This window comes from Edaphobacter sp. (genome assembly GCF_028283685.1).
Classification (GTDB): Bacteria; Acidobacteriota; Terriglobia; order Terriglobales; family Acidobacteriaceae; genus Edaphobacter.
This window is the reverse complement of sequence record NZ_JAPWKF010000004.1, coordinates 284,075-300,646: the sequence shown is the minus strand read 5'-3', so window position 1 is coordinate 300,646 and position 16,572 is coordinate 284,075. Positions and strand designations below refer to the sequence as shown.

General features: G+C 58.8%; 13 protein-coding genes. 9 read left to right on the top strand and 4 right to left on the bottom strand.

The window, feature by feature from the left end; genetic code table 11:
* Positions 1 to 120 precede the first annotated feature (120 nt).
* The 7 genes from PW789_RS06275 (at position 121) to PW789_RS06245 (ending at position 8,724) form a co-directional block, all read left to right on the top strand.
* Positions 121 to 1,275, top strand: a complete 1,155-nt coding sequence (locus PW789_RS06275) for a BON domain-containing protein (protein ID WP_299373071.1) — start codon at positions 121 to 123, stop codon at positions 1,273 to 1,275.
* A 203-nt stretch (positions 1,276 to 1,478) separates the two neighbouring features.
* Positions 1,479 to 3,317 (top strand): 1,4-alpha-glucan branching protein domain-containing protein, encoded by a 1,839-nt coding sequence (locus PW789_RS06270; RefSeq protein WP_299373069.1) that lies wholly within the window; start codon positions 1,479 to 1,481, stop codon positions 3,315 to 3,317.
* 38 nt (positions 3,318 to 3,355) lie between these two features.
* A complete protein-coding gene (locus PW789_RS06265; protein ID WP_299373067.1) occupies positions 3,356 to 4,177 on the top strand; it encodes a hypothetical protein in 822 nt (273 codons plus the stop codon).
* On the top strand, positions 4,174 to 4,854 hold the full coding sequence (locus tag PW789_RS06260; RefSeq protein ID WP_299373065.1) for a class I SAM-dependent methyltransferase: 681 nt from the start codon (positions 4,174 to 4,176) through the stop codon (positions 4,852 to 4,854). The genes PW789_RS06265 and PW789_RS06260 overlap by 4 nt, the downstream gene beginning before the upstream one ends.
* A 54-nt stretch (positions 4,855 to 4,908) precedes the next feature.
* Positions 4,909 to 6,876, top strand: coding sequence for a M1 family metallopeptidase (locus PW789_RS06255; RefSeq protein ID WP_299373063.1), 1,968 nt, complete (start codon positions 4,909 to 4,911; stop codon positions 6,874 to 6,876).
* An 80-nt stretch (positions 6,877 to 6,956) separates the two neighbouring features.
* Positions 6,957 to 8,144, top strand: a complete 1,188-nt coding sequence (locus tag PW789_RS06250; RefSeq protein WP_299373061.1) for a hypothetical protein — start codon at positions 6,957 to 6,959, stop codon at positions 8,142 to 8,144.
* Positions 8,145 to 8,184: 40 nt separating this feature from the next.
* On the top strand, positions 8,185 to 8,724 hold the full coding sequence (locus tag PW789_RS06245; protein ID WP_367182484.1) for a histidine phosphatase family protein: 540 nt from the start codon (positions 8,185 to 8,187) through the stop codon (positions 8,722 to 8,724).
* On the opposite strand, the gene PW789_RS06240 is transcribed toward PW789_RS06245, so the two are convergent.
* Positions 8,676 to 10,253 carry a Ppx/GppA phosphatase family protein gene (locus PW789_RS06240; RefSeq protein WP_299373059.1) on the bottom strand — a complete coding sequence of 526 codons (1,578 nt, stop codon included), beginning with the start codon at positions 10,251 to 10,253 and terminating at the stop codon, positions 8,676 to 8,678. The two genes, PW789_RS06245 and PW789_RS06240, sit on opposite strands and share 49 nt — an antisense overlap.
* Positions 10,254 to 10,407: 154 nt before the next feature.
* Between PW789_RS06240 and PW789_RS06235 the strand changes: the two genes are divergently transcribed.
* Positions 10,408 to 12,288 carry a glycosyltransferase family 39 protein gene (locus PW789_RS06235; RefSeq protein ID WP_299373055.1) on the top strand — a complete coding sequence of 627 codons (1,881 nt, stop codon included), beginning with the start codon at positions 10,408 to 10,410 and terminating at the stop codon, positions 12,286 to 12,288.
* Positions 12,289 to 12,383: 95 nt separating this feature from the next.
* Positions 12,384 to 14,333 (top strand): glycosyltransferase family 39 protein, encoded by a 1,950-nt coding sequence (locus tag PW789_RS06230; RefSeq protein WP_299373052.1) that lies wholly within the window; start codon positions 12,384 to 12,386, stop codon positions 14,331 to 14,333.
* 16 nt (positions 14,334 to 14,349) lie between these two features.
* On the opposite strand, the gene PW789_RS06225 is transcribed toward PW789_RS06230, so the two are convergent.
* The 3 genes from PW789_RS06225 to PW789_RS06215 all read right to left on the bottom strand — a co-directional run bounded on the left by PW789_RS06225 (position 14,350) and on the right by PW789_RS06215 (position 16,399).
* Positions 14,350 to 15,558, bottom strand: a complete 1,209-nt coding sequence (locus PW789_RS06225) for a glycosyltransferase (protein ID WP_299373049.1) — start codon at positions 15,556 to 15,558, stop codon at positions 14,350 to 14,352.
* Positions 15,559 to 15,619: 61 nt separating this feature from the next.
* Positions 15,620 to 16,015, bottom strand: a complete 396-nt coding sequence (locus PW789_RS06220) for a helix-turn-helix transcriptional regulator (RefSeq protein ID WP_299373046.1) — start codon at positions 16,013 to 16,015, stop codon at positions 15,620 to 15,622.
* Between the two features lie 93 nt (positions 16,016 to 16,108).
* Complete coding sequence (locus PW789_RS06215; RefSeq protein ID WP_299373043.1) at positions 16,109 to 16,399, bottom strand: helix-turn-helix transcriptional regulator; 291 nt, start codon at positions 16,397 to 16,399, stop codon at positions 16,109 to 16,111.
* Positions 16,400 to 16,572: the final 173 nt, after the last annotated feature.

Sequence of the window (16,572 nt, the reverse complement as noted above, 5' to 3'; positions counted from 1 at the left end):
ACTTTTGCCGTCCTATAGTTGGGCCATCTTGTGCTCGGCGCGACAAAATGCGACTTCATTGGGGTGGCCATCATCTACACTCGCATCACATCGTATCCCTCTGAACTCACAAGGAGTTCCATGAGCGACCGCAGCCGGAAAGAGAACAAGTACATGACCATGCCAGAATCCTTTTCCCCACGCCACCTTGTTGCCATAACTGCGCTCGCAGCCACACTTAGCATCGCCGGCTGCAAGAGCAGCAAGCCTCCTGTGGCAGATGACGCCTCCCTGACCTCCGCGGTTCAGAGCCGCCTTTCTTCCGACAGTGCCCTGAGCACGGAGCAGATCCAGACTGCGGTGCAGAATGGAATCGTCACGCTGAACGGAAACGTCAGCAACGACGCAGCCCGCTCGCTGGCGGCGGCCGATGTGGCCCAGGTCGCAGGCATCAAGACCGTCGTCAACAACCTGACCGTCGCTCCGGCTGTTGCAGCGGCACCCGCTCCGGTAGCGCCGCCTCCGGTGGAAGAGCGGGCGCCGAAGAAAGAAGTAAAGCCGAAGCACGTTGTCGAGAAGAAGGCCAAGCCTGCCCCGGTGGAACGCCATCCTGCCATCGCTGAGGCCCCGGCGCCAGCTCCGCTACCGGCTCCTGCGCCGGTTCCAGTGGCTCCCCCACCGCCTCCGCCTCCGCCAGCATTCAGGACAGTGACGATTCCCTCCGGCACGACGATCCCCGTCCGCCTCACGCAGACGCTGGACAGCGGCACCACGCAGCAGGGCCAGTCCTTCTCGGGCACCGTGGCGACCGACATCATGGCCGATGGACTGGTTGCCATCCGGCAGGGCACGACAGTAAGTGGCCGCGTATCCGCAGTACAGGAAGCCGCTCACTACAAAGGAAACTCCCTGTTGACGATTGAGCTGGTCAGCATCGATCGACGCGGTGAGCCACTGGCTGTCAGCTCGGATCCCTATTCCGTCGAAGGCAAGGGCCGCGGCAAGAACACGATGGCCAAGGTAGGTGGCGGCGCCGCGATTGGTGCAATTATTGGTGCTCTTGCGGGCGGTGGAAAGGGAGCAGCCATCGGTTCGGTTGCAGGCGGCGGTGTCGGCGCCGGCGCAAACACAGTCACACGCGGCGAACAGGTAAAGATTCCCTCGGAGAGCCTGGTGAACTTCAAGATCAACAACACCCTTACGGTGAAGGCATCCACCTCAAGCACTTTGAGCACAGGCGGCTCAGGTAACGGACGGCGCCCGATGAACCCGCCCGACAACAATCAGCCACAGTAACCGCTAACCGAACAAAAACGGCTTTAGTCAAAAAAGATGACAGCAGGAATGCACGTTCCTGCTGTCATCTTTTGTTTTTCTGGCACAGCATTTAGCGGTGCTAGACTGAGGTTCCTGCATCATACCCAGCAGAAGCGCATAGAGAGATTGTGCAATCGCATCAATGCAGTTCTACCGGCCGGTAACGGTCTGAGGTATGGATCTTGAACAACTCCTCTTCCAAGGCGAAGCGTGCGTCAGGTTACCTGACCTTCACGCTCCACGCTCATCTGCCGTATGTTGTGAATCATGGAACCTGGCCGCATGGCATGGAGTGGCTTCACGAGGCAGCTGCCGAGACCTACCTTCCCCTGCTGCGAGTGCTCGGCAACCTGGAGCGTGATGGAATCCGCTTCCAGTGCAATCTGAATCTTTCGCCGATTCTGCTGGAGCAGCTTTCACACCCCGTCTTCATCGCGGAGTTTCCGAAGTACCTTACGCGGAAGGTCGTTGCAGCGCGTGAAGATGAAGCCTTCTTTCTGCAGTCCGGCGAGGCTCACCTGGCGGATACGGCCCGATTCTGGCATCGCTTCTTCTCTCAGGCACTCGAGGACTTTCGCGCGCTGGACAGCAACATCATTGCCGGGTTCCGGCACTTCAACGATATTGGCCTGATCGACATCATCACCTGCGGCGCGACGCACGGCTATATGCCGCTGCTGGGAACCGACGAGAGCGTGCGCGCCCAGATTCGCACCGCGGTACAGACGCACGTGCGACATCTGGGTAAGCATCCTCGCGGCATCTGGGCACCGGAGTGCGGCTATCGTCCGGCGGGATTCTGGAACTATCCGGTCGGCATGGCGGACGGCTCGCCAGCACCATCTGGCTTTGACCGCATCGGCGTCGAGCAGGCACTTTCTGAATCCGATATTGAATTCTTCTTTGTCGATACGCACCTGGTCGAGAAGGGGCATCGTGTCCCTTCGCCCTACGAGTTATCGAATGGTCAAGTGCCAACGGATGAGTTGACCGTCGCGATGACGCATAACGGACACCGCTCGCTCTACCAGCCGTATTACGTGGATGGGCCGTACGACAAGCGTTATGCCACCTCCGTCTTTCCGCGCGACCCCAGGACGGGCATTCAAGTGTGGTCCGGGGATACCGGCTATCCCGGCGACGGCGTCTATCTCGACTTCCACAAGAAGCGCTGGCCGGGAGGCCATCGCTACTGGCGCGTGACGGGCACCAAGGTCAACATGGGCGACAAGCTGCCCTATTACCCGCAGGAGGCCGCAGAGAGGGTCAAGTCACACGCCTCGCACTTTGTGCATCTCGTCTACGAGGCACTGAAGTCTGGCTTCGACGATGCGATTCCCCCCATCCTGTGCGCTCCCTTCGATGCCGAGTTATTTGGTCACTGGTGGTTCGAAGGCCCGCTCTGGCTGGAGGCGATTGCGCGCACGCTGCATGATTACGACACCGGAATTGAGATGATCTCGTGCGGGGAGTATCTGGACATGTATCCGCGCGCCGGCTTCTTTGCTCTGCCGGAAGGTTCATGGGGCGCAGGCGGCCACAATGAGGTCTGGATGAATCCGGACACCAGCTGGACGTACACGCACATCTATGCGGCAGAGCTTTTTACTCGCGAGGTCACGACGGCCGGATTGTGGAGCGAGTCTGCGCTGGGAAGCAGAATCGCGAAGCAGCTTTGCCGCGAACTTCTTCTGCTGGAATCCTCTGACTGGCAGTTTCTGATCACGACCGGAGCCGCTCGCGATTATGCCGAGGCACGCTTCACCACACATAACGATCAGTTCAACGAGGTGAAGGCGATCTGGAAGTCGTTCGAGGACAATGACACCATCACGGACGAAGAAGAGAAGCGGCTGAGTGCTATTGAACGCAGAGACAATGTCTTTCCGGATATCGATCCGAGCTTCTGGGCTGCGGGCGCGTATCAGCAGCACACCAGCTCGGTCTCCGACGAAACCCCGAAGCCTCCTTCGGGGGTGGCAGCTGAACCGGAGCTTATCCAGTCCAAGCCCGTCGCATAAAGCTGAAGCGGCTTGAGCCGTGCCTCTAGAATAAGAGGGTGGGCGGCAAGACTAGATCGGCGTTGGCGTACTGGCATCTGCTTTCGCTGGATGCGCCGACCGTGGCTACTCTCTGGACATGGTTCATTGCAAGGGCCAACCACATCCACCTCTCCGACAGTTCCCTTGTGGCCATGGCAGCAGCCGTATGGATGCTGTACGTGGCAGACAGGCTGCTGGACGTCCAACGATCGGAAGAGAGCCAACTGGAAGAGAGACACTACTTTCATCAGCGCCATCGGCGGGACTTTCTCATCGGTACAGCAGTCGCCTCGGTCATCCTCGCGATTGTGCTGCCGCAGATTCCGACAGATGCGATTCGGCTTTACCTGATCCTGGGAGGTCTGGTGTTCGGGTATTTCGTCGTCATTCATGCGACGCAAAGCGCGCACCGTCTTCCGAAGGAGATCGCCGTCGGCGTCTGCTTTGCGGCTGCGGTCTTCATTCCGACGGTAGCGCGCAATCCTGGTCTTCGCATCCCGTTGCTGGCTCCTGCACTTCTGTTTGCTGCACTCTGCAGCCTGAACTGCCTGTTTATCTATGCGTGGGAGCACCCCGAGACGTGGCAAGACACGGCGCATCCGCTCACGGTCGCAGCCCTTCGCCATCTGGACCTCCTTTGCACAATTCTCGCAATCGCAAGCACCCTGATTGCGTTGATCGATCACCGGGCGCCCTGGCCGATCGGTACCGCAATCTCGATCTCCTCCGCCGGCCTGCTTATCCTGCATCAACGCCGCAGCCACCACCATGCACTCACGCTTCGCGCTGCAGCAGACCTGGTGTTGCTGACTCCCGCTCTTCTGGCGACGCGCTTATGAGAGCGCCTGCCCCAGACTTTGACCGCGTTGCACGTCCATACCGCATCCTCGAATATCTGACGATGGGGCGTGTGCTCGAACGCACACGGTTTTCGTTTTTGCCTGAGACAAAACAGGCGCGCAGAGCGCTGGTGCTGGGCGATGGCGATGGACGATTTGTCTCGCGGCTGCTGCATCAGAATCCGGCAATCCACGTCACGGCTGTCGATCTCAGCGCGGCGATGCTACGGCTATTGAGGACACGCTGCGCCGAGTATGGCGATCGCCTGGAGACGGTGCAGTGCGATGCGTTGTCCTTTTGTCGCACCGACAAGCGTCGCTACGATCTAATCGCAACCCATTTTTTTCTCGATTGCCTTTCGCAGGCGGAGGTCGACGAGTTGACGGCCCTTACCTCTCGAAATACCGAGGCCGGCGCGCAATGGATTGTGTCGGAGTTTCGCATTCCACACGGAGCCATGCAGCTGCCCGCAAAGACCCTCGTGCGTGGGCTGTATGCTGCATTCCGAATTCTGACAGGCCTCACCGTGACGCAGTTGCCGGATCACGCCGCTGCGCTGGAGGCCTCCGGGTTTGTGCGTCTGGAGTACAGACGGCGATTAAGCGGCATCCTCTCTGCCGAGCGCTGGGAGCGCCGAGCAGATCGTGCCACAAGGCAAAACTATTCGCATAACTGATTGACCTGGCATATAGTTTTCGCATCACATGGACTGCACTGGATGGTGAAGACTATGTTGCGACGCTGGATTGTTGCCGCGATCTTCGCGCTTTCTCCTCTGACGCTTCGAGCACAACTGAGTATCGCGACGAACTCGCCGAATGGTGCTCCTCTGTCGGAGCGCGTCGTGATGTATTCCATGGATGCACGCCTGGACACGGAAAAGAAAAGTCTGGATGCGACAGAGTCACTTACCTATCGCAACCTGACGGGTCACCCGCTGACGACATTTCCGTTTCACCTCTACCTGAACGCCTTTCGTCCGCAGTCCACTTTTACCTATGAGATGCGCGCCGGTGGCGGCCCCCGCGACTCGATCAGCGACGACTATCCCAGAGAGAAGATTGGCGGTATCACCGTCTCGCATATCGATGCCGACGGCTATGGCGACCTGATGCCGACGTTACGCTTCTCCGCACCGGATGACGGCAACATGGAGGATCATACGGTCGCAGAGATCACGCTGCCGCGGCCTCTGGCGCCGAACGATTCCGTGACCTTTCACCTGGTCTTCCATGATCAGTTTCCACTGTCGGTTGCACGTAACGGCTATAAGCGTGACTTCATCATGGGAGGACAGTGGTTCCCGAAGGTCGGCGTCTTCTGGCATGGTGCATGGAACTGCCATCAGTATCATGCGACGACGGAGTTCTTCTCGGACTTCGGAACCTACGATGTCCGGCTTACCGTACCGCGCAACTATGTCGTCGGGGCCAGCGGCGTTCCCACGGGCCAGCAGACGAATGCAGACGGCACGCGTACGTTAAGTTATCGCGGCGAAGACATTCACGACTTCGCCTTTGCGGCCAGTCCACACTTCAAGGTTACCGACACAATTTATGTATCGGCCATGGGCCCTGTGCAGATTCATGTACTCGCGCTGGCGGCGCATCCGGGGATCGCCTCCCGCTACGTCGAGATCACGCGCAAGTCGCTGGCCGAGTTCGAACGGCGCTATGGACCATATCCCTACAGGATCATCACCGTCGTCGACCCAGAGCCGGGATCTCAGATGGAGGGAATGGAGTATCCCACACTCGTCACGGGAGACGGTTCGTGGACGGGTATCTTCAACCTTGCAGAGGTGACGGTCAATCACGAGTTCGGTCATCAGTACTGGTATGGCATGGTTGCGAGCAACGAATTTGAGGAGGCGTGGCTGGATGAAGGCATCAACAGCTACACCGAAGTCGCAACATTGGGATCGATCGCAGGAGCGAGTACGTCGGTCGTCAATCAGCCTTACGCAAATCTCGGCGATGCGATGCTGCAGCGCGCGTCCTATCTGTTATCGCCAGACTTCGACCCAGTGACACGGAGGGCATGGAAGTTTCGCGACAGCCTGTCATATGGAGCAGTGACCTACGGCAAGTCGGCGACCCTGCTCATGACACTGGAAGGAATGCTGGGACGCGACACCATGGAAGAAGCCATGCGCACGTACTTCCAGCGATTCCGCTTCAAGCATCCGACGACGGAGGACTTTCTTCGCACAATGGAAGAGGTTGCGGTGAAGCGTGGCAAGGCCATCGCCACAGCACCATCCTCTTCGCCACTGGAAGATCGACCGCCTCTGACCAGCAGCGGGATTCCCGACACATCGTCTCTGCCTCCGGTGAACTCCAGCCTGCGACCATTCCTCGATCAAGCCGTATACGGCACGCAGGTGCTGGACTACGCCATCGACAGCGTGACTTCAGAGCCGCAGGACGAAGGCAAGCAGAAGCAGTGGAACTCTACGGTTACGCTTCGCCGCAAAGGGGACTTCCTCTTTCCGGTTACAGCAGAGGTCATCTTCGATGATGGAACGAAGCTCAGAGAATACTGGGATGGAAGAGACCGCTGGATGAGCTATCGATACACGCGTAAGCAAAGGTCGTTTCGGTTGAGATCGATCCCGATCACCAGGTTCCGCTGGATCGCAACCTGTTCAACAACAGCTGGACGGCGGACCCCGTCACCGTACCCTCGAACAAGCTGACTGCGATCTGGCTCACGGTGCAGCAGTGGGGCCAACAGCTGGTGGCGTGGCTGGTTTAGCGAAAGGAGCGGAGAGGCTTTATGGCAAGAACCCGCAGCATTCTTATCTACGGCCTCGGCCTCACGCTTCGGCGAGCCGGCGCATTGCTTTGGGCCTACGCGTTCAGCCTCCTACTTGCGATTGTCTTCTGCTATCCGCTTAAGTTCGCGCTCTCCAGCCTGCTCGATCAATCATTGGCAGCACAGCGGCTGGTATCAGGTTTCGATCTCGCGACAACAGCCAATGCAGCGCTGAGTGTAAGCGAAGGGGCAAGCGGCCATGCAACGCTGCTGGCAAGCCACGGTTCGATTCCGGCTTATCTACTGCTCTCCCTCGTCCTCGTGCCGGGAACGCTCTACTGCTACCTCACGCGGTCCCGTGCTCATCTAAGCATCCTGCTACGCCAGGGAGTGAATTACTTCTGGCGCTTTGTGCGCGTTGCTCTGCTCGCCGTCGCAGCGTTTCTGGTGATCGTCGGGCCGCTTGCGATCTTGCAGGGCCATTGGGCAAGCTTCGTCTCGGAACATTTTGTCGGCTCCAGCGCTGTTGTCCTTCGTCTGAGTGGTGCAGCGATTGTGCTTCTAGTTGCGTCGGTCGTGCGTCTCTACTTCGATCTGGTCGAGGCCTATACAGTGCAGCTCGGTGCAGAACGGCGACCGGACGGCCGTTCGGATCGACGTGTACGACGAACGCTGCTCCCCGCATTCCACCTGCTCCGCAGGTACTTCGCTCGGGCGTGGTCTGTCTTTCTCCTGCTGGCCGTCATCGGGTGGGCTGGCGCCTTTCTGCTCAGCCGCATTGCGTTTCACATGCTCGCTAAACCACAGGCGTGGCCCATGTTTCTGGTGGCACAGGCAGGAATTCTTTTGATGATGTTCACTCGCTTCTGGCAGCGTGGAGCCGAGGCGTCGCTCGTGCATCAGCATCCGCTTCCCTTCCTTCGCGAGGCAGCGCGAATCCCCTTTGCGGCAAAGTCGTCGCCGCCTTCGCAACCTCTCGTCGAGGAGCGTCCCAGGCACATCGGCATGATCTATAACGCAGATCCTCTGGCGCCGATCTATCCTGCGCCCCTGTCGGCAGACGATTCCCTCGCCGGATCTCCTTTGACAGCTCCTCCAGACAAGATCGTCCAACCTGACCCGATACCGAACCCGGAACCCGCGGCACCGTCACTGGATGAACCTGACCCTGGCGTCTTTCATCACGAACCCGGTAAGCCCCAGCATTAACATTTCTCTGTCGGAAGAGTCGACTAAAATAAAGAATGAAATGATGAACCTCTTTATCCTTCGACATGCATCAGCTGGCGTACGGCGCGCGAATCCTTTGCTGGATGTAAAGCGGCCGTTGGATAAGGACGGCAAACGTCATTGCATTCTGCTGGCCCAGACGCTCAACGCGCTGAAGATTCAGTTTGATCTGATCGTCTCCAGCCCGCTCAAGCGCAGCGTGCAAACAGCGTCGCTGATTGGGACAGAGACTGGCTACGAGAGCAGGATCCTGCTGTCGAACGCGCTGGCACCAGATGCCAGCTTTCGTGACTTCCAGAAACTGCTCTCAGAGTGCAGGCTGCAGGAAAACCTTCTGGTCGTCGGCCACAATCCGAATATCTCTCAGTTCCTGGCCCAGCTCCTGGTTCCGGCATCGTCTTCGACGATGCCGCTGATCCGCATGCGCAAGGGGTCGGTGGCAAGAGTATCGATGGCGAGGCCGGCCGCGAGCATGCAATGGCTGCTCGATCCACGAATGGTGCGCGCTCTCTACACGACCTCGACGAAGAGTTCACGCCGAAAGATCTCCCGAAAGTAAGCTGCTTCCTTTTTTAGAGACCAGGCCTCAAGTGCAGCACCGCCGCGACCGGGAACAAGCTCGAGCAGCACGCGTTTGGGATACACGTGGGAGCGCAGATTCACGACAGCGCTGGCGCGATCCTGATTGAGAGCGACGGCGAGACGAAGCAGGACAACCGCACGCACTACATTTGTATGCTCCTCGACCGGGATCCCACGCAGCACGCGATCCATCGGGTCAGGACGTGTTTTGCCAAGGTAGCGCGCCAAGGCGCTCACGACGGCGCGTTGCTCTGGGGAGAAGCCGAAGATCTCAGAGTTCGCGATGATGTACTGCGTGTGACGGTGATGGCCCTGGTGGTTCATGAACTTGCCGACGTCCTGCATCATCGCCGCAGCCTGCAGCCAGAGGCGATACTCCAGCGGAAGCTCATGCACGCGAGTGAGCGCATCGAAGAGTTCTCCGACATGCTGGCGCACCGGCTCGACGCGCTTTTTCTCGATGCCGTAGCGTCGGCAGACCTCTAAGACGCCGGCCCAGCGCTCATTTTCGATCTTCTGATGAACGGATGCGCGAAGGTCCACATCGCCCAGCATCTGCGCAAGGATGCCATCGCGCAGGCCGAGGGAGGAATAGCGGAACGACTTCAGCGCAAAGCGCTCCATCAGGCTGGCATACACGAAGGCGCCGCCTACGATAATCTCCGATCGCCGCGGACCGATGCCCGCGATCGCAGCCCTCTGTTCATCGCGCATCTTGGCGAGCCGGTCGGCAAGCGCGCGTATCTCGCTGGTTGTTGCCGCAACCCCGGTTTTTTTTGCCGCCGGAGCTTTGACGACTATCTTCTTTCCTGCAGCCTTGCCGGTCGTCTTTTTGCTGCGACCAGCGAGACTAGCCTCCGCCAATGCAGAGGCGGTGCCTGAGGTCGCGATGACCAACGACGCCCGCAGCGAGCCGAACCTGCGTTCGGCCTTATTCAATTCCCGCTCGATGTACTGCTTTAGCCGGGCAATGTCTTCGCGCGAAGGCGGATCGCTCTTCAGGAACTCCTGCTGCAGGCGAACGGCACCTAACGGCAGAGAAGCCATCGCCTTCACTCGCCCACCATCCGAGAGCGTCACCTCACAGCTGCCTCCGCCCAGATCGATCAGGACGCAACGGCCACGAGCACCGACTTCATGGGTTACCACACCGAGATGGATGAGCCTCCCCTCTTCCAGGCCGGAGATCACCTCAACCGTCCATCCTGTCGCTGAGCGCACCCACTCGATGAAGGCCTGTGCGTTGCGCGCATCACGCATGGCGCTGGTGGCGACGACGCGTACCTTATCCACAACGTGCAGCTGAACCGACTTGTGAAAGCGCTTGAGGGCGCGGATGGTTGCGGCCATCGCCTCCGGCGAAATCACACCGGTCTGAAAGACGCTCTCCCCCAGGCGAGTGACCTCGCGGTCTTCATACAGGGTCTTCAGCCGGTGCAAATGGACCGATGCAATCTTCAGACGGCATGAGTTCGAACCGATATCAATGGCTGCAAACGTCGGCATGATTGTCTTGCGCCCCCACCGGAGAGAAATACTCAGACACCAAGATACAACTATCTACCGTTCACGCTCCCCGTTGGAGCCCCAATGACCGTCGGGACAACGATAATCGGCGCTCCATTTATCCTTGAAGGAGGTAAGACGAAGAAGCTCAACCATGACCAGCCCTACGATTAGTTCTCCACTGCCGACATCCCCCAACCGCTCTGCCGGAATCGGGCCTCAGCGTAAGCACGCCTTGCTCTTTCTAACAGGCCTCTGGCTGGTCATCTTCTTTTCGGCACTCTTTGCTCCGCCCCTGCTGGATGATGCCGATGCCACCCACGCCAACGCTGCGCGCCACATGGTCACTACGGGTGACATGGTTACCCTCACGGTGAACGGAATCCGTTACCTCGAGAAGGCACCCCTGCCTTACTGGCTCGACGCCATCAGCTTTCGCATCTTCGGCTTCAACACCTTCGCCGCCCATCTGCCGCAGGCGATCGGTGTTCTACTCCTGGCCCTGCTTGGATACCACTGGAGCTTTCGCACCTGGGGTGCAAGGACGGCCTTCTACACCGGCCTTGGCATATTGACCTCAATTGGCGTCTTTCTGTTTACCCGCGTTTACATCCCTGAAGTTCTGCTGTCGCTGTTTCTTGCAGGCGCGCTCTACTGCATGATGCGAGCGCTGGACGAAGGTAATCGCTCCTCAAAATTTTATGCCTACGGCATATGGGTTGCGCTCGCGCTCGGCGTTCTCACCAAGGGTCTCGTCGTGCTGGTCTTCTTCGGTGGAACTGCTATCGTTTACCTTGCACTGACGGGTGGCTACAGGCAATGGCGCGCGCTCAAGCCTTTCAGCGGGCTAGCACTCTTTCTGTTGATCGCGGCCCCCTGGCACATTCTTGCCGGGCTGCGGAACACCGGAGGAATGAACGGCCACGGCTTCTTCTGGTTTTACTTTGTCAACGAGCACTTCCTCCGCTTCCTGGGCAAGCGATATCCGAAGGACTATAACAAGCTGCCGGGCTATCTTTTCTGGAGCCTGCATCTTGTATGGCTCTTCCCCTGGAGCCTGTTCGCTCCCGTCGCAGTCATACAGGCATGGAGAAAGCGCGGCCGGTTCAACGCTCCCGATGCTGCATCGCGTTCCGCGCTGTTGCTGGGGATCTATGCCTGGCTGGTGCTCGTGTTTTTCTCCATCTCAACCAACCAGGAGTACTACACCTTCCCGGCCTATCTTGCCATGCTGGCATTGATGGCAGCGGCCCTGAATCGCGCGGAGCTCCGTTATGAGGAAGACGCCAACCTGCGGCGCTGGATCGTCGTGGCGCATGGGATCTTCGCGGTTATCGGCGTTGCAGCGGCCATCGCGCTGGGATATGGGCTGTGGAGTTCGAGGGCTCTTCCGTTTGTTCCTGACATCGGTGAACTGCTGGCTCACCGTGGAGTTGGTGACTATACCCTCTCCATGTCGCACTTCTTTGACCTGACGGGGCCAAGCTTTGCGGCGCTTCGTCTGCCTGCTGCGCTTGCGGCGATCACGCTTGCCTTTGGCCCGGCGATCGCGTGGCTGCTCCGCTCGAGACAACGTCATCTGGCTTCCACGACAGCAATTGCCCTTACGAGTACGGTCTTCCTGGTTGCGGCTCACATAGCACTGATCCGGTTTGCGCCCATGCTGTCGTCGTCCAGCTTTGCTGACCGCATCATCGAACTGGAGAACGATCACGCAGTCGGGACCGACAGCAAGATCATGCTCTACGGCGATCAATCGTATGGATCATCGATCGCCTTTTACCTGGGGCGTATGGTGTACCTGGTTGATGGCCGATCGACGTCGATGCTCTTCGGCTCAACCTTCCCCGATGCGCCTCCGATCTTTCTTACGGGAGAAGATCTCGTACACCAGTGGGGCACAGGCACGCGCAAGATTCTCTTCGTACCGTTAGAAAAGCGGGACGACGTGGACCGGCTGCTTGGCAACAACAAAATTGTGCTCAAGGAGGCGTCGGGGAAAGCGCTGTTTACCGACCGTCCTCTCGACCGTTAAGCGCATGCTCGTCATAGAATGCCGCGATCCTGCTCGCGGGGCGATTAACGGTTTTTATCCACACATACTCTGCTGTCTTTCGTGAATAAGGCATTGTGAAGCAGTCCTCCCAGCCCGAAACCTCCACCACGACCAGAGCGGATCAGGCTCTGCGTCCATCTGTTGCCGCGACGGCCACACCCTCAGCACAGCTTTGGCGTGTGCGGTCGCTTGCCATGATCTTCGCCGCCTGGCTGGTACTGCAGGTGGGAGGCCTGTTCCGTCCTGGATTACTCGATGACGTGGATTCGATCTACATCGAGATTGCCCGCGAGATGATGCTGCGTCACGATTACGTGACACCTTATATCAATGGCGTACGCTTCTTCGATAAGCCTCCGCTGATGTATTGGATGGCTGCAGCTTCCATGCATGTCTTCGGGGTGCATGACTGGGCTGCACGCCTTCCGCTTGCTCTTGGCGTACTGGCTCTTCTGCTCGCGGTGTATGCGCTGGGCATACGGCTCTTCGCTTCAGTCTCTCCTGCGCATGCGCCCGACCGTGGAGGCTTCTATGCGGCGCTGGCGATGGCGACCAGCATTGGGCCCTATCTCTATACGAGGTTCTACATCCCCGACATCCTGCTTGCGCTATGGATGACGCTTGCGGTTCACCTCTTCCTGATCGCGCTCGATCGTATTCGTGAGGGGCGCTCCGCACTTGCACCATCGCTGGCATTCGCTGCCGTCATGGCGCTGAATGTATTGACCAAGGGATTGATCGGCCTGGTCTTTCCAATCGGCTTCGTGTTCTTCTATCTCCTGATCACACGTCGGCTTCGCCTTCTTCTGCGCCTCCATTTGCTGGCCAGCATGGCTGCCTTCTTACTTATCGCGGCGCCGTGGCATATCCTCGCCGCGCTTCGCACTCCAGCAATCGCCCTTCCCACAGGATTAGGCCTCCCGGCACGCGGAGGTTGGGCCTGGTTTTATCTCTACAACGAGCACATCGCCCGTTTTCTGGGAAAGCGCATCCCGCATGACTACGGGCAGGTTCCAATTCCTCTGTTCTGGCTGCTGAGCGCTCTGTGGGTAATGCCGTGGACCGCGTTCCTGTTCCCTGCTCTCAGCGATTCTCTTCGCGATCTTCGCCAACGCGTGACTGCAGACGAACGGCGCCGTGAGGCAGCTCTCTCGCTTATCGTATGGGCCGGAACGGTTCTCTTCTTCTTTACGCTGTCGAGCAGGCAGGAGTACTACAATCTCCCGGCACTTCCAGCTCTGGCCTTGATGGCTGCGGGCCTGTTATGCCGCGCCGATGTGCCTGTGCAAGGAGCGGCGAATGCGGCGAGTCAAAGCGCACAACGCTGGTCGCTCTACTTTCTTGTCCCCTTCACGACGGTGATCTCGCTGATCTCCGGATACTTTGCCGTGGTGGCGCCACATCCCTCGCCGGGAGCCGATATCGCTTCGCTGCTGGCCGCCAATCCTGAGTTCTACAATCTGTCGCTCGGACATATCTTCGATCTCACAGGCGATGCGATGGGGCTTTTCCGGGGCCCGCTGGCAGTCGTCTCGATCAGCATGTTAGCCATGGGGCCTGGAAGCTATCTGCTGCGCCGCAATAGGCGCAAGTTCGCTGCAAACATGACTCTTGCCGGAGCGATGATCGTTACCTTGCTGGCGGCTCATGAAGGCCTTGCCCGTTTTTATCCGATCCTCGGATCAAAGGAGCTTGCAGAGGCGATCAATAACACCGGACTCACGGCCAATGACTCCATCATCCTCGACGGTGAATTGACCTCCGGATCCTCTCTGATCTTCTATACAAAGCATCAGGTCCACCTCATCAATGGCAACGTCAATGGCCTCTGGTACGGCGGACTGTGGCCGGACGCTCCGCAGATCTTTGAGAGTGAAGACTCTCTTCGCAAGCTTTGGGCGGGGGCCTCGCGTGTCTTTCTACTAACCTATGCGCCGAAGAAGCGGATGCAGGATCTTTCCTCTTTTGGAGGGGCACACGTTATCGCCGCCGCTGGTGGAAAGACTGTTCTCGCTAACCGCTGAAGCCGGCTTGTGCTGCTTAGTGAGCCGCGCCCGTATGGGAGTCTTCGACACGGCCGCCATTTCGCATACGGTAGGTACGGCCACGATAGTAGAAGCTGTCGCCACCATAGCTTCCAAGCCAGAGAATGCTGCCCAGCAGGTCTCGCAGGGGGTAGATCAGCGTGTTGTAGGCCCAGCCGGAGTCTCCCATCACGCTAAGCACGGCTCCGGCCTGGAGCCAGCGATTGGCAATCATGCCAACCAGCCAGAGCATTCCAAGAAGAACGTGGCCGCTCAACACGCCCCAGAGCAATCCAAGCAGGCCGAACGGCAGGGCGAAGGTCAGGCCGGTTCCGAGATGGCCCCACGGGCGGGATCGGCGCGTACTCTGCATCCAGCGCAGCTGATTGCGGAAAGAAATACCGAACGGAGTGTCTTCTACGAGAAGGCGGATTACATGGGACGCGAGCAGAACTCCTGTCCCCTTTTCGGCGAGGCGGTTTCCCAGCACGAAGTCGTCTGCATAGAACTGACCCAACTCTTCAAACCCGCCCACCTCTGCGAAGGACTGGCGGCGCACCGCCATCGTCACTCCCAGGGCAAACTTGGTGCCTTCGAGCATATCGGCGACGATGACGCCGGAGCTCATCTCCACGCTCTTCCCCACGGCATCCAGATGCGAGGACAGGCCTGCGGCCATTCCCTTGTGCACCGTCCCCAGGTAGATGCTTGAGGCCAGTCCGACGTGCGGATCGCGCAGGTTCTGCACCATCTTGCGGAGATAGTCCGGCGTGACCCGAGCGTCGCCATCGCTGGTGATGAAAAGGTCGTGACGTGCGACAGAGTTGAGCTTCGCCAGGGAAAAGACCTTGGCGTTGTGAAACTGTGGTGTCGGCTCTCCACAGGTAACAAACTTCGCATCGACATGCGGATAACGCTCGGCGACCTTGCGTGCGAGTTGCAGGCCGGCATCATTGTCGTGCCGGGCACAGAACAGCAACTCGAACTCCGGATAATTCTGCTGAAAGAACGTCTCGAGATTCTGCTCCATGCCGTCCTCTGTGCCGTGCAGCGGCTTGAGGACGCTGACCGGGGGCAGAAACGTCGACGTCATCGCGGCGCGCTCTTCGCGGCGGCGGCGGACGCCGAAACGAATCGCAGCTGCAATCACCATCAGGCAATAAATGGAAGACGTAACGGTGCCAAGAACGGCGATCCAGAACAGGATGTGCAGCAATAGATTCATCTCAACGCCCACAAACTGTAAGTTTATCGCACTGGGGAGTCCGTCAGAAGATCTCGACCGGCTATCGTTTCTTGATCGGAGTAGCCGGGGGAACCACGGTACGGCGCATGGGAACCAGGCCTGGGGTCGGAGCCTGCTGCTGGATGTGGGTCAACATCTCCGTGCGAACGTAATCGACGAAGCCCTGCATCTGGCGATTCATCTCTTCCATGCGCTCGCGCATCTGAAGGATGATAGCGATCCCGGCGATGTTCACCCCAAGGTCCCGTGCAAGATTCAGGATGAACTCCAGACGCTCAAGGTCTTCGTCGGTATAAAGACGGGTGTTACCTTCGCTGCGCGATGGCCTGAGAAGACCCTCACGTTCATAGAGACGAAGCGTCTGCGGGTGGATCTCGTACATCTCGGCAACCGCCGAGATCATGTAGGCCCCTTTGCTCTTACGCTTCGTCGCCATGCCGGAAGAACCTCTTACCAATCTTTCTCTTCATGAGCATAGCGCGAGAGATTCACAGACGCCACAGGAACAGGGGGCTCATCCGACAACGAATCAGATGCTGCCCAGCTTCTCCAGGTAGGCGCTCAGAACCTCGCGTCGCAGGGTGTAGTTAACGAACTTGCCGTCGCGTTCGGGCTCGACGAGACCGGCGTTTTCCAGCTCCTTCATGTGGTGGGAGAGCGTCGCCGCAGTCACTGGGATGCACTCCCGGATATCACCGCAGGCGCAGGTCCCTTTGCTTCCCAGCTTCTGGAGGATCTCGTAACGGCGCGGATCAGCCAGGGCCCGGGAGATCATCTGGAACTGCTTCTCGGAGAGTGCAATGGATTTCGTATCAGCCACGTCTTTTACTTTACACTTGCCGCCTTGAGAAGACCCTTTGGTGGCGAAATAACGTATCACGCAAGAGAAAGGCGCACCCTGAAGGTGCGCCTTTTCGATTGTGATTCAGGAGGTCTTACGACTCCTGGCCTTCTTCGCCACCCTGGGCATTCTGCTCCTCAAGCTGCTTCTGG

What these genes read in the sequence shown, in the direction of transcription:
- PW789_RS06275 (WP_299373071.1), top strand. Translation starts at nt 121, where the DNA reads ATGAGCGACCGCAGCCGGAAAGAGAACAAGTACATGACCATGCCAGAA.
- PW789_RS06260 (WP_299373065.1), top strand. Translation starts at nt 4,174, where the DNA reads ATGAGAGCGCCTGCCCCAGACTTTGACCGCGTTGCACGTCCATACCGC.
- PW789_RS06255 (WP_299373063.1), top strand. Translation starts at nt 4,909, where the DNA reads ATGTTGCGACGCTGGATTGTTGCCGCGATCTTCGCGCTTTCTCCTCTG.
- PW789_RS06250 (WP_299373061.1), top strand. Translation starts at nt 6,957, where the DNA reads ATGGCAAGAACCCGCAGCATTCTTATCTACGGCCTCGGCCTCACGCTT.
- PW789_RS06245 (WP_367182484.1), top strand. Translation starts at nt 8,185, where the DNA reads ATGATGAACCTCTTTATCCTTCGACATGCATCAGCTGGCGTACGGCGC.
- PW789_RS06240 (WP_299373059.1), bottom strand. Translation starts at nt 10,253, where the DNA reads ATGCCGACGTTTGCAGCCATTGATATCGGTTCGAACTCATGCCGTCTG.
- PW789_RS06235 (WP_299373055.1), top strand. Translation starts at nt 10,408, where the DNA reads ATGACCAGCCCTACGATTAGTTCTCCACTGCCGACATCCCCCAACCGC.
- PW789_RS06225 (WP_299373049.1), bottom strand. Translation starts at nt 15,558, where the DNA reads ATGAATCTATTGCTGCACATCCTGTTCTGGATCGCCGTTCTTGGCACC.
- PW789_RS06220 (WP_299373046.1), bottom strand. Translation starts at nt 16,015, where the DNA reads ATGGCGACGAAGCGTAAGAGCAAAGGGGCCTACATGATCTCGGCGGTT.